Source organism: Massilia frigida (genome assembly GCF_011682175.1).
GTDB lineage: Bacteria > Pseudomonadota > Gammaproteobacteria > Burkholderiales > Burkholderiaceae_D > Telluria_A > Telluria_A frigida.
The window spans coordinates 298,691-310,518 of sequence record NZ_WHJG01000001.1 but is presented as its reverse complement, the minus strand read 5'-3'; the positions used below and the strand labels follow the sequence as shown (position 1 = coordinate 310,518).

12 protein-coding genes and 1 pseudogene are annotated in these 11,828 nt (G+C 63.6%); 8 read left to right on the top strand and 5 right to left on the bottom strand.

Annotated features, from left to right (window positions below):
• Positions 1-534 precede the first annotated feature (534 nt).
• The 3 genes and pseudogenes from F2P44_RS01430 to F2P44_RS01420 all read left to right on the top strand — a co-directional run bounded on the left by F2P44_RS01430 (position 535) and on the right by F2P44_RS01420 (position 3,391).
• Complete coding sequence (locus F2P44_RS01430; RefSeq protein WP_167084338.1) at positions 535-1,569, top strand: SRPBCC family protein; 1,035 nt, start codon at positions 535-537, stop codon at positions 1,567-1,569.
• Positions 1,566-2,741: pseudogene (locus F2P44_RS01425) on the top strand (zinc-dependent alcohol dehydrogenase). The gene F2P44_RS01430 and the pseudogene F2P44_RS01425 overlap by 4 nt, the downstream one beginning before the upstream one ends.
• Positions 2,742-2,938: 197 nt before the next feature.
• A complete protein-coding gene (locus F2P44_RS01420) occupies positions 2,939-3,391 on the top strand; it encodes a hypothetical protein (RefSeq protein WP_167084336.1) in 453 nt (150 codons plus the stop codon).
• A gap of 684 nt (positions 3,392-4,075) precedes the next feature.
• Here the strand turns inward: F2P44_RS01420 and F2P44_RS35005 are convergent.
• On the bottom strand, positions 4,076-4,354 hold the full coding sequence (locus tag F2P44_RS35005) for a hypothetical protein (RefSeq protein ID WP_223164978.1): 279 nt from the start codon (positions 4,352-4,354) through the stop codon (positions 4,076-4,078).
• Between F2P44_RS35005 and F2P44_RS01415 the strand changes: the two genes are divergently transcribed.
• Together F2P44_RS01415 and F2P44_RS01410 are read left to right on the top strand one after the other, a co-directional pair.
• Positions 4,353-6,173: a glycoside hydrolase family 9 protein gene (locus tag F2P44_RS01415; protein ID WP_223164977.1), complete on the top strand. Its 1,821-nt coding sequence runs from the start codon at positions 4,353-4,355 to the stop codon at positions 6,171-6,173. The genes F2P44_RS35005 and F2P44_RS01415 overlap by 2 nt on opposite strands.
• A gap of 124 nt (positions 6,174-6,297) precedes the next feature.
• Complete coding sequence (locus F2P44_RS01410) at positions 6,298-6,633, top strand: aminoacyl-tRNA hydrolase (RefSeq protein ID WP_167084334.1); 336 nt, start codon at positions 6,298-6,300, stop codon at positions 6,631-6,633.
• A 14-nt stretch (positions 6,634-6,647) separates the two neighbouring features.
• Here the strand turns inward: F2P44_RS01410 and F2P44_RS01405 are convergent, their stop codons facing one another.
• The 3 genes from F2P44_RS01405 to F2P44_RS01395 form a co-directional block, all read right to left on the bottom strand.
• Complete coding sequence (locus tag F2P44_RS01405) at positions 6,648-7,460, bottom strand: ATP-grasp domain-containing protein (RefSeq protein WP_223164976.1); 813 nt, start codon at positions 7,458-7,460, stop codon at positions 6,648-6,650.
• Positions 7,457-7,948, bottom strand: coding sequence for a hypothetical protein (locus F2P44_RS01400; RefSeq protein ID WP_167084332.1), 492 nt, complete (start codon positions 7,946-7,948; stop codon positions 7,457-7,459). The genes F2P44_RS01405 and F2P44_RS01400 overlap by 4 nt, the downstream gene beginning before the upstream one ends.
• A gap of 221 nt (positions 7,949-8,169) precedes the next feature.
• Positions 8,170-8,481 (bottom strand): hypothetical protein, encoded by a 312-nt coding sequence (locus F2P44_RS01395; protein ID WP_167084330.1) that lies wholly within the window; start codon positions 8,479-8,481, stop codon positions 8,170-8,172.
• 120 nt (positions 8,482-8,601) lie between these two features.
• Between F2P44_RS01395 and F2P44_RS01390 the strand changes: the two genes are divergently transcribed.
• Positions 8,602-8,871 (top strand): MoaD/ThiS family protein, encoded by a 270-nt coding sequence (locus tag F2P44_RS01390; protein ID WP_167084328.1) that lies wholly within the window; start codon positions 8,602-8,604, stop codon positions 8,869-8,871.
• A gap of 2 nt (positions 8,872-8,873) precedes the next feature.
• On the top strand, positions 8,874-9,962 hold the full coding sequence (locus F2P44_RS01385; RefSeq protein WP_167084326.1) for a WD40/YVTN/BNR-like repeat-containing protein: 1,089 nt from the start codon (positions 8,874-8,876) through the stop codon (positions 9,960-9,962).
• Here the strand turns inward: F2P44_RS01385 and F2P44_RS01380 are convergent.
• Positions 9,941-10,564: a TetR/AcrR family transcriptional regulator gene (locus F2P44_RS01380; RefSeq protein WP_167084325.1), complete on the bottom strand. Its 624-nt coding sequence runs from the start codon at positions 10,562-10,564 to the stop codon at positions 9,941-9,943. The genes F2P44_RS01385 and F2P44_RS01380 overlap by 22 nt on opposite strands.
• 129 nt (positions 10,565-10,693) lie before the next feature.
• On the opposite strand from F2P44_RS01380, the gene F2P44_RS01375 reads away from it, so the two are divergent.
• Entirely contained in the window at positions 10,694-11,731 is a 1,038-nt protein-coding gene (locus tag F2P44_RS01375) for an MBL fold metallo-hydrolase (RefSeq protein WP_167084323.1), read from the top strand.
• Positions 11,732-11,828 lie beyond the last annotated feature (97 nt).

Here is an 11,828-nt window from a genome sequence, read left to right as displayed (position 1 = left end):
GTCGCCTCACGCCACATGGCACGAATGAGGGGCCGGCAAGATTGCACGCGGCACAGGTCGCCGATCAATAAAGAATGATCGGCAGCATACCATTAGGAATATACACTCTTTCCTTGCGAAATAGCAAAGTTAGTTACAATTTAACTAACTTTAAAAGAAATTTGTGTTGTTATTTTTATCTGTCCATGACAGCGGGTGGCGTTTCGCGGGAGCGGCGCATCCGGGTGCGCCGGGTGGACGCGATCAAGGGTCGCGCCGCGCTCCGGAAAAGGCCACATAAGACGGGCCTGAATCTCTATTGTAATGAGCTGCCACCGGGCTAAAAAAGTATTATTAGTAACTGTTGCGTTTTCGCCCCGACGTTTTTTTAGCATGGACCAGCGCCTATCTGGCGTTAGTTTGTGCGCTCGCAAAGTGCGTCGCCGAGAACTTGAACATGACCTCCATGCGGGAACATCTGGCGCCCGCCGCGGCCTAATTCCATAGTCACTGGGCGTCGCCACCGGCGGCGCCCGCCATCCGCCAGGAGGCCTCATGGAAACCAGTAGCGACACCGGCCGGCGCCAGGCGCGTCCCGGCTTTTGGCAATATCCCGGCGCCGCGCCCGGCGTGGTCGACGAGGCTGGCGCCGCTGGCGACATGCCGGCGCATCTGACCGGCCCGCCGCATGGCGCGCGCGACATCCGGCTCGGCATGGCGCTCGGATGGTTCAGCATCGGCCTGGGGCTGGCCGGCCTGATGGCGCCGCGTTTCATGGCGCGCGCGGCCGGCATGCCGGACTGGCCGCAGGTGCTGCGCGTGATGGGCATGCGCGAACTGGTCAGCGGCGTGGGCTTGCTGAACCGGCCCGACGACCAGCTGTGGCGCTGGTCGCGCATGGTGGGCGACGCCATGGACCTGGGCATCGTCGGCGTCGCCGCGATCCACCCTGATGCCAACCGGCGCCGGCTGGCATCGACGGCGCTGGCGCTGGCCTCGGTCGGCGCGCTCGACCTGCGGGCCGGCAATCCGCCGCGCCGCACGCCCTCCCATGGGACGCTGGCCGGGCCGCAGGGCGGGCAGCGGGTCCAGCACGCGGTCAGCATCAACCGTCCGCCCGGCGAATGCTACCGCTTCTGGCGCGATCTTGCGCGCCTGCCTGGCTTCATGCAGCACCTCGCATCGGTCACGATCATCGATGAGCGGTTTTCGCACTGGTGCGCCAGGGGGCCGGCCGGGCGCAAGGTCGAGTGGGATGCCGAGATCACCGAAGACCAGCCGGACCGGTTACTGCGCTGGCGTTCGGTGCCCGGGGCCGACGTCGACAATGCCGGCAGCGTGCGCTTCATCCCCGCCAACGGCGGCCGCGCCACGGTGCTGCAGGTGCAGATGAGCTATCACCCGCCGGCAGGGCGCGCCAGCGCCGCGGTGGCCAGGCTGTTCGGCGAGGACCCCATGATCCAGGTGCGTGACGACTTGCGCCGCTTCAAGCAACTGATCGAAACCGGCGAAATCCCGACCACCCGCGGCCAGCCGAGCGGCGCGCGCAGCCTGGAGTCCACCCTGTTCCGCAAAGGAGCCGGCCAATGAAAGCGAGGTGCTGGCATGGCGTGCGCGATGTGCGCGTCGAACGGGTGCCCGATCCGGGCATCCTCAATCCGGGTGACGCGATCGTCAGAATCACGTCCACCGCCATCTGCGGCTCCGACCTGCACCTGTACAACGGCGTGGTACCGGGCATGATGCACGGCGACATCCTCGGCCACGAATTCATGGGCGAGATTGTCGAGATCGGCGCCAGTGTCAAACGCCTCAAGGTGGGCCAGCGCGTGGTGGTGCCGTTTCCCATCGCCTGCGGCCAGTGCTTTTTCTGCGAGCAAAAACTGTTTTCGGTGTGCGAGAACTCCAACCCGAACGCTTACCTGGCCGAAAAAATGTGGGGCCACGCCACGGCCGGCATCTTCGGCTACTCGCACCTGACCGGCGGCTACGCCGGCGGGCAAGCCGAGTACGCGCGCGTGCCCTTTGCCGACGTGGGGCCGCTGGTCGTGCCCGGCGAACTGCCCGACGACAAGGCGCTGTTCCTGTCCGACGTCCTTCCCACCGGCTACATGGCGGCCGAAGCCTGCGACATCGTGCCTGGCGCGGTGGTGGCGGTGTGGGGCTGCGGTCCGGTCGGGCAATTCGCGATCCAGAGCGCGTACCTGCTCGGCGCGGAACGCGTGATCGCGATCGACCATTACGCCGACCGGCTCGATATGGCGCGCACCGTGTCGCATGCCGAGACGCTCAATGTCGACGAGGTCGATATCGTCGACGCCCTGCGCGCGATGACGGGCGGGCGCGGCCCGGATGCCTGCATCGATGCCGTCGGCATGGAAGCGCACGGCGCCGGTGTCGCTTATGCGTACGACCGCGTCAAGCAGGCGATGCGGCTCGAATCGGACCGGCCCACGGCCCTGCGCGAGGCACTGCTCAGTTGCCGCAATGGCGGGGTGGTGTCGGTGCCGGGCGTGTAGGGCGGCTTCAGCGACAAGTTTCCGTTCGGGGCGGTGATGAACCGCTCCCTGACCATTCGCACCGGGCAGTGCCATGTGCAGCGCTATATGCAAGCCCTGCTTGAACGCGTGCTCAACGGCGAAATCGATCCGGCCTGCATCATCACGCATCACCTCGACCTGGATGAAGCGCCGCAGGCTTACGACATGTTCAAGCACAAGCAGGATCACTGCATCAAGGTCGTCATGCATCCTCAGCATTGACGGGCAAGCGCAAGCGGGTGGCGGTGTCATGTTTATGCACGGACAGTATCAATTTTCGCTACCACCGGTGGGGTTTACTTTTTCGCAACCTGGGTACCTATACTGCGAACCAGCCGAACTTGCAGTGCGTCAGCCAGACTGGATGACGCTGCAGAGCACGGGCTTCGCGATGCGTTTTTACTCAGGAGATTGGTATCATGATCAAGGCAAAAAAAATTCTGGCGTTGGTAGCGGTATCGACCATGCTGTCGGCTTGCTATGTCGTTCCGATCGATCAATATCCACCTCGCGGAAACGGCAACTACAATAACAACGGCGGCGGCGTCGCCATCGTGCCGGTGCCGGCCATCCGTCCGGTGTACACGGCGCGCCTGTATCCGGCCAACGACGAGGCATCGCGCCTGGGCCGCATTTCGGGCACGATCAGTAATCCTGAACGCGGGCATGGCGAATTCTCGTTCGCTGTCGGCGGCGAAGCTTTCTCTGGTGAAGCGACACGCGATCCGGGCGCGACCAAAGGCGTGGCCAATGCGTCCGGTAACCGCGGCGGTTATACGCGCTGCGAATACGTGATGACGCGTGCCGAAATGGGTTCCGGCACGTGCGTGTTTTCCAGCGGCGCGCGTTTTGACATGCACATCACGCAGTAAGCGGCAGCGGGGGCTGCAACCGCGGCAAGCAGCACGGCGGTTGCGGCACCAGTTAGTGCGGAGGTTACAGCAGCAATCGGTACGGCGCTTACAGTAGTAACCAGCACGGTGCTTACAGCAGCCATCAGCAAAGCGGTGAAGCAATAATCAGCAAAGTGATTAACGCGGCGATCACCACGACGTGACTGCGCTTGGCGCTATTCCAGTAGGACCGTCCGTTGCTGCCTGCCGGCCATATCGGCAAGCAGCATGAGGGTGCGCGCAATGCGATGTGCCCGGTGCAGATCCTGCTACTGGCGACGGTTAGCGAATTCGATTCGTACCCGATACAATAGTTTTCGGCACCCGGCATGGCCGGCCTGCTGGAGCTGCCGCGTGACGCGGTAATCGCGTCCGGCTATCTCTTTGCCTGCGCCCAGGTCGAACAACGCTGCCATCAAACGATGGCCGACGTGATGTTAACGCATTGGTCAACCCTCCGGCCGAGCGGTCCGGCAGGCTGTTTAGTGCCCCCGGCTAAACAACGACAACAATCCCGATCCGCATTGACGGCGCTACGAACGCCAGCGAGAATATTTTCATAAATACAAAAGTTGCGCGTCCTGGGCAGGGGCGCGAACGACCTCACCTGACATGAGGTGGTCTGGCGAATGCCGTGCGCATGAGCCTGTCCGTCTGCCGAGCTTATTCATCCGTATGCCAGGCCCGCGCGCAGTCGCGGTCCCCGGAAAACCAATAAGGAGACGCGATGAACACAGGTGATACGACAAACAAACGACGCAAATTTTTGCTGGCAACAGGCGCCCTGATCCCCATGGGCCTGATCGGATGCGGCGGCGGTTCCGCGCCGTCTTCCGCACCAGCGTCTGCCGCAGCGGCGCCGCCATCGGCCTCGCCACCGGCTTCATCCGGGTCGCAGACCGCGTCAAGGGCACTGTCGAAGTCCTCACCGGCGTCGACCATGACACTGGGACCGGCCATCGTCGTGGACCAGTTCGGCTACCTGCCGGCACACGACAAGATCGCGGTGGTGCGCAATCCCCAGACCGGCTTCGACGCGGCTGACCGTTTTACCCCCGGCACGGTGTACGAGGTGGTCAACGCCGTGACCAATGTGGTCGTTTTCAGCGGCGCGCCGGTCGCCTGGAAGGGCGGCGCGACCGATGCCACGTCGGGCGACCAGGCCTGGCACGTCGATTTCAGCACGGTGACCGCTCCCGGCCAGTATTTTATTCGCGATTCCCAGGGAAACGTGACGTCGCCGGCCTTCAGGATCGCGGCCGACGTCTACAAACCGGTGCTGCGCGCCGCAGTGCGCTACTTCTATTACCAGCGCGCCGGCATCGCCAAGACGGCGGCGCTGGCCGGCGCCGGCTGGGCCGATGCCGCCTCGCACATGGGGCCCTTGCAGGACAAGCATGCGCGCCTGTTCAGCTCTCCTGGCGATGCCTCGACCGAGCGCGATGTCTCGGGCGGCTGGTACGACGCGGGCGACTTCAACAAGTACACGCGCTGGCACGCCGGCTACCTGATCGACCTGCTGCACGCATTTGCCGACAATCCCGGCATCTGGGGCAAGGATTACAACATTCCCGAATCGGGAAATCAGCACCCCGATCTGCTTGACGAAATCAAGTGGGGCATGAATTGGCTGATCAAGATGCAGGAAACCAGCGGCGCGATGCTGTCGATCGCCGGCCTGGCCCACGCCAGCCCGCCCTCGGCGGCCACCGGCCCGACACTGTACGGGCCGCCCAATACGTCGGCCACGCTGGCTGCGGCCGGCGCCTTTGCGCTGGGCGCCAAAGTGTTCGGTGCGCGTGCCGGCCTGTCCAGTTACGGCGCTGGCTTGAAGACGCGGGCCGAGCGCGCGTGGAACTGGGCTGTCGCCAATCCCAACGTTTTGTTCAAGAACAATGACGCCGCCTACAACTCCCAGGGACTGGGTGCCGGCCAGCAAGAAACCGACGATTACGGGCGGTTTGGTCACAAGCTGGCCGCCGCAGTTTATCTTTATCAACTGACCGGCAAAGCCGTCTATAACAACTTTGTCAACGCACAGTACTTGAACGCGCATTTGTTTGTGTGGTACAACTATGCCTCGCCGTTTGAAGGTGCGCTCCAGCAAGCGCTGCTGCATTACGCCAGCCTGTCCACGGCAACGCCGGCCACGGCCGCCGCCATCCGCACGGCCTTCGCCACCGGCATGGAAGGCACCGACCACTGGACCGCGATGAGCGGCAAGACCGACCCTTACGTGGCCCATCTGCAGGTGTACACCTGGGGCAGCAACGCCATCAAGTCGCACGAAGGCAATATGTTCGCCGCGCTGGCACATGACGGTCTGGGGACGCGCCCGGCCGCGGCCAATATGAACGCCGCGTCGCACTATATTCACTACTTGCACGGGGTTAATCCGCTCGGCAAGGTCTATCTGTCGAACATGGGCACGCTCGGTGCCGAAAATTCGGTCGACCAGTTTTATCACACCTGGTTCGCGCACGGTTCCGCCAAATGGGATAGCGTCAAGGAGTCGACCTTTGGCCCGCCGCCGGGTTTTCTGGTGGGTGGCCCGAATCCGGGCTACAACTGGGAAAACGGTTGCCCCGGCCTGCATCCGGGCTGCGGTACGGCGGTTCCCGCGCCGCCCTTCGGCCAGCCGCCGCAGAAGTCCTATCTCGACTTCAACGATTCCTGGCCGCTCAATTCGTGGTCGGTGACCGAAAACTCGAACGGCTACCAGAGTGCCTATATCCGCCTGCTGTCGCGCTTCGTATCGTAGCCATCGCATCACGCAGCAAGCATCAGCGGGACGGCCGCGCAGATACTGCGCACGCAGGGTGTTGTGCATTACACTTGGCGTGAGCAGTATCTGTCCAACCTATTGTGTGAGTGTAGCCGTCACGATGAAAATGTATATTCTGGTGCGCGATGATGTGCCGCTCGGTTTTGCGATGGTGGCCGTGGCCCATGCATCGCTGGCTGGCTATCTGACATTCAAGGACACGCCCGAGGTTCAGGCGTGGCTGGCGGGGCCGTTCTTCAAGGCGGTCTGCATCGTCAATGCCAGGGAATTCGAGAATGCGAAGCAGGTGGAAGATCACGTCGTGCTGACCGAGTCCGCGCTCGACAACCGCGAAGTGGCGATCGTCTTTCGTCCGCGCGATGAATGGCCGAAGATGTTCAAATTCCTCAAGCTGTACCGCGCCGCACCCGTCATTGGCACCGAAGAGCGCCCTTAACGGCGGGCGCCGGCTCAGGCGGACGTGGCGGCCAGCATCGCCATGAAACGATCGGCCGGCCACAGTTTGCGGTCCGATACCTGGCCGTCGCCCAGTTCGATGAGGCGACGTTCTCCCTGGCTTGATGCGACCACATCGACCGAGAAAAACGGGCTGTCGATGCGTCGGGCGAGCTCGTGCACGAGCTCAGGTGCGCTGCCATCGCGGCCATGCGCCTGGCCATGCAGCACGAAATAGCGCTCCTCGCTGTCAGCTTGCAGCTGCTCAAACTTGCGGATGCAAACGCCGCCTTCCACCGCACCCCGGTATTTTTCGATCAAGCCGACCACTTCCGCAATTTCCTGTGGTGTTGCCGCAACCGAGCCGCGCTGGGTGGTCAGCGATTTGACGTAGTCCTTGACGAAATAGGCGGGCCAGTTCCTGCCGTCCACCGCAGCGGCGAAGTCCGCATCGCGCGCGACGATCACCGTTTCCGGGGTGAATTCTTCGCACAGTGCGTACCATTCGGGAAGGTAATGACAATGGCGGTACTGGGCCGGACTGGTTGCCATCGCACAGCCATGCTCCGCGATGGCGTGATGCAGCCTCGCGTAGCCATCCGGCGTCAGCATCCAGCCACGGTACAGCACCTTGACTCCGGCCGAGAGGGCCGGCTGTGCCTTGAATTGCCCCGTTTCGACGTCTTCGAAGGAGAACAGCGAGCACGCGAAACCAGCCGCGCGTGCGGCGTCGAATTCCTCGCCATACGCTTCGTCGGCCATGCGCTTGTTGAACGGGTCGCAGGGGAACAGCAGGTGCATCGATGGGGCAGGGTGGACGCCGCTCATTTGGTCAGCAGTACCTTGTAATAGTCGGCAACGTTATTGCCGGCCCCCTTGCTGATGCGCTGCGACGCTTGTGTCCATGGCCAGAAGTTGGTTCCCGCCGTGGTTCGCATCCCCGGCAGCGTCTGTCCGTCCAGCGGGGCCATGCCCCACACGCCACCATGTTTGAGGCGAACCACTTCGCCCAGGTAACTGCCGTACATCCGCGCCACCGCCATCACCTGTTCATCCGACGGACGTGGCGATTTGGCCGCGTACGAGGTGTGTGCGCGCGCCAGCACGGCTTCGAGCTGCACCATGCTGGCATCACTGCCGTCGAGCTTGATGCCGAACTGGTCGCGCGCCGTCGCCACGGCTTGCGCTGCATAGGCGCTGGCCGCGCGCTGGACCGCCGCGTCGGGCACGAAGGCGGGTGTCGCTTTGTCGGCCGCCAGCGCAGTGGCGCCGAACAGCGCGGCGGAGATAAACAGAAGGGCTTCGATCGGGCGCATACAGACTCTCTAAGGGGTACCGGCCAATTTTACCATCGGCCGCATGGGCCGAATTACCACCCGTCGCCCGCGCGCAGGCGGGGGGCCGAGTTCGCCCCGTAGCCCACGACTGAGCGTAGGACTTGGGGGGAACGCATGCGTTCCCCCCTGCGCGGGGGCGACGGTATTGACGGATATGCGCGTACCTTAGCTCGTCAATGCTGAGCTCAGACGACGCCCGATCAAGCCCCGTCCGGCTTGCGCAGCCGGCTCAGCAATTCCTCGACGCTGTCGCTCACCGGCAAGCCATGCTGGCGCAGCAATTGCAGGTGCAGCACCAGGTTTTCCAGCACCAGCTTGGCCGACACCGCCAGCAGGGTCATCAGTCGGTCTTCGGTGCTGAAGTTGTCCATCGCCGCCGCCATCTCGCACAGATGGGCCGCCACCAGTTCGCGCAGCTCGGCCTCGCCGAAGGGCAGGTCGGCGAAATCGATGGGGTCTTCGTGCTCGACTTCCAGCATCAGCGCGGCAAGTTCTTGAGGTTTGATCGGCATGCCCGGCTCCAGAAAGTTGACTCGCTTCCATTCTAGGCCCGCACGCGACAGGCGCGCCGATCCGCGATAAAATTAAACGGCTTTGATTCCCCATCGTCGTCACACCTGTGATTGGATGCCATGGCGCGTCTCATTTTCACCCAGCAGCTTGCCCGCTTCACCGCTGTGCCGCAGGTCGACACCACTGCGGCCACCCTGCGCGGCGGACTCGACACAGCCTTCGCTGCCAATCCTTTGCTGCGCGGCTATGTGCTCGACGATCAAGGCCATCTGCGCGAGAACGTCGTCGTCTTCATCGATGGCCGCCGCAGCGAAGAACGCGCCCGCCTCGACGACCCTCTCACACCCAACAGTACCGTTTACATCCTGCAAGCACTTTCCGGAGGCTGAACATGCATGCGCGTGCCTATCTTTCCACCCGCAAGGGCCTGTTTGAATTGCAGCGCGGCAGCGCGGGATGGGAAATCGGTCCCAGCCACTTCCTTGGCGAGCCGGTCTCGATCACGCTGGCCGATCCGCGCGACGGCGCGCTGTACGCAGCCCTCAACCTGGGCCACTTCGGCGTCAAGCTGCACCGCAAGGATGCCGGCAGCGAGGCCTGGACCGAAATCGCCGCGCCCGCCTATCCGCCCAAGCCGGAAGAGAGCACGGATAAAATCGAGTGGAAAAACAAGCTGATCTGGTCGCTGGAAGCGGGCGGGGCCGACCAGCCGGGCGTGCTGTGGGCCGGCACCTTGCCGGGCGGCCTGTTCCGCTCAAGCGACTGCGGCGCCTCGTGGGAGCTGGTGCGTTCCCTGTGGGATGTGCCCCAGCGCGCCGAATGGTTCGGCGGCGGCTATGACGTGCCCGGCATTCACAGCATTTGCGTCGATCCGCGTAACAGCAATCACGTGCTGGTCGGCGTGTCCTGCGGCGGCGTCTGGCGCACGGAAGATGGCGGTGCCAGCTGGACCATCAGCGCCACCGGCATGCGCGCCGACTACATGCCGCCCGAGCTGAACGAAAATGAAGCGGTGCAAGATCCGCACCGCATCGTGCGCTCGGCTGGCGACCCGGATGTGCTGTGGTGCCAGCACCATAACGGTATCTGGCGTTCCGGCGACAACGGTCACCACTGGACCGAAATCACCAGCGTACCGCTGTCGAACTTCGGCTTTGCCGTGGCCGCCCATCCGCGCGATGGCGGCAGCGCCTGGTTTGCGCCGGCCGAGGCCGACCAGCGCCGCATCCCGGTCGGCGCCGCGCTGGCGGTCACCCGCACCGACGATGGCGGCCACAGTTTCAAGGTCCTGAATGGGGGCTTGCCGCAGCAGCATTGCTACGACCTGGTCTACCGCCACGGGCTGGCAGTGGCCGACGATGCCACCACCTTGCTGATGGCCTCGACCAGCGGCGGCGTGTGGATGTCCGAGAATGCCGGCGACAGCTGGCGCACCCTGTCGACCACCATGCCGCCCGTCTACGCGGCGTGTTTTGCCTGAGCGAAGTAGCCCAGGAACATGCTGACGGCGGCGTCGACCACGGCGGGGTGCAGTTCCGGCGCCAGTGGCGGCGCGCCCATGGTCACCTGCGGCCAGAATGCCATCGCCTTGACCTGCCCTTGCAGCAGGGTAGCGGCGAAGACCGGGTCGCACTCCTTGAGCTTGCCGTCGGCCAGGGCCGCGCGGATCCAGCGCGTCACCCCTTCCTCGCGCTCGCCCAGGCGCTTCACGATCGCGCCCACCCGCTCCGGCGCATGCATGGCCTCGGCAATGGCTACCCGCGCCAGGTCGAGAAAGTCGCGGTCGGCCATGGCCCGCAATTTAATGGTCATCAGGTCGGTCAATTGCGCGCGCAGGCTGGCGTCGCCGCGATAAGGCAAGTCCAGATCGGCGGCACTGCGCTCGAACAGCTGCACCAGCGTTTCGGCGAATAACTCTTCCTTGCTGGGGAAGTGGTTGTAAACCGTGCGTTTCGACACGCCGGCGTCGGCGGCGATCTTGTCCATGCTGCTTGCTTCGAAGCCGCAACTGCGGAATTGGGCGGCGGCGGCGGCCAGGATGGCCAGGCGTTTTCGGTCGGTCAGGCGTTGGGGTGCGTTCATTTGAATATTTTACACCTACCAGTTTACTTTTCCAAAAAATGAAACTACACTGTGTAGTGTACATTTTTGATCGGACTCGCTGTGCACCGACTTTTCTTCATCCTCATCTTCATAGGGACACTCCTTGCCATGGTTTCTTGCACCTTCGCCGACAGCGCCGCGCCGCGTCACCAGTCGCCCCAGTTCAGCGCGGGCAAATTCCGCAACCCGGTTCCCATGTTCAAGCAAAGCGCCGCCGAGATGGCTGGCCTCATGTGGACCTTTTTAACCGGAAAGAACAAGAATACCGTGCCGAGCGGCGTCATCCCGGTGCAAGCGCTCACCCGCGCGCAATTGCTGGCCGCGCCCGACAATACCCTGTTCCGCCTCGGCCATTCGACCCTGCTGCTCAAGCTCGACAATGCCTTTTACCTGACCGATCCGGTGTTTTCCAAGCGCGCCTCGCCGGTGCAGTGGGCCGGCCCGGCGCGCTTTCACCAGCCGCCGATCAGCATCGAGGAGCTGCCGCCGCTCAAGGCCGTTATCCTCTCGCATGACCATTACGACCACCTCGACCATGCCTCGATCCTGGCGCTGGCGGCCAAGACCGAACAGTTTCTCACCCCGCTCGGCGTGGGCGAGCGCCTGGTGGCCTGGGGCATTGACGCCGCCAAGGTGAGCCAGCTCGACTGGTGGCAGGAACGCAAGGTGGGCAATGTGCGCCTGGTCGCTACCCCGGCCCAGCACTTTTCAGGGCGCGGCGTAACCGATGGCAACTCGACCCTGTGGGCATCGTGGGTGTTCGAGCACAAGGACTTGCGCGTCTTCTTTAGTGGGGACACCGGTTATTTCGACGGTTTCAAGGCGATCGGCGAGAAATTCGGCCCCTTCGACGTGGCCATGCTGGAAACGGGCGCGTACGACAAGCAATGGCCGGACGTGCATATGCAACCGGAAGAGACCCTGCAAGCGTTCCTCGACCTCAAGGGAAAATGGCTGATGCCGGTGCATAACGGCACCTTCGACCTGGGTCTGCACGCTTGGCACGAACCCTTCGACCGCATCGCCGCGCTCGCCACCGCGCGCGGCGTGCTTCTCACCACCCCGGAAATGGGCCAGGCGCTCGACCTGAGGGACCCTGCACCCGGCAAGGCGTGGTGGAAACGGGTCGATCCCACCCCCGGCTGAGCATGATTTGCAACAGGGCGTCGCGTTATTGCTACAAGCCACTATCACGCACCAACACAGGGTTTCGCTATAAATCGGGTCATTTGAAACGGTTTTC

Excerpts from the sequence above, each read along its gene's own strand:
- F2P44_RS01430 (WP_167084338.1), top strand. The coding sequence starts at position 535 with ATGGAAACCAGTAGCGACACCGGCCGGCGCCAGGCGCGTCCCGGCTTT.
- F2P44_RS01420 (WP_167084336.1), top strand. The coding sequence starts at position 2,939 with ATGATCAAGGCAAAAAAAATTCTGGCGTTGGTAGCGGTATCGACCATG.
- F2P44_RS01415 (WP_223164977.1), top strand. The coding sequence starts at position 4,353 with ATGACACTGGGACCGGCCATCGTCGTGGACCAGTTCGGCTACCTGCCG.
- F2P44_RS35005 (WP_223164978.1), bottom strand. The coding sequence starts at position 4,354 with ATGGTCGACGCCGGTGAGGACTTCGACAGTGCCCTTGACGCGGTCTGC.
- F2P44_RS01410 (WP_167084334.1), top strand. The coding sequence starts at position 6,298 with ATGAAAATGTATATTCTGGTGCGCGATGATGTGCCGCTCGGTTTTGCG.
- F2P44_RS01405 (WP_223164976.1), bottom strand. The coding sequence starts at position 7,460 with ATGAGCGGCGTCCACCCTGCCCCATCGATGCACCTGCTGTTCCCCTGC.
- F2P44_RS01400 (WP_167084332.1), bottom strand. The coding sequence starts at position 7,948 with ATGCGCCCGATCGAAGCCCTTCTGTTTATCTCCGCCGCGCTGTTCGGC.
- F2P44_RS01395 (WP_167084330.1), bottom strand. The coding sequence starts at position 8,481 with ATGCCGATCAAACCTCAAGAACTTGCCGCGCTGATGCTGGAAGTCGAG.
- F2P44_RS01390 (WP_167084328.1), top strand. The coding sequence starts at position 8,602 with ATGGCGCGTCTCATTTTCACCCAGCAGCTTGCCCGCTTCACCGCTGTG.
- F2P44_RS01385 (WP_167084326.1), top strand. The coding sequence starts at position 8,874 with ATGCATGCGCGTGCCTATCTTTCCACCCGCAAGGGCCTGTTTGAATTG.
- F2P44_RS01380 (WP_167084325.1), bottom strand. The coding sequence starts at position 10,564 with ATGAACGCACCCCAACGCCTGACCGACCGAAAACGCCTGGCCATCCTG.
- F2P44_RS01375 (WP_167084323.1), top strand. The coding sequence starts at position 10,694 with ATGGTTTCTTGCACCTTCGCCGACAGCGCCGCGCCGCGTCACCAGTCG.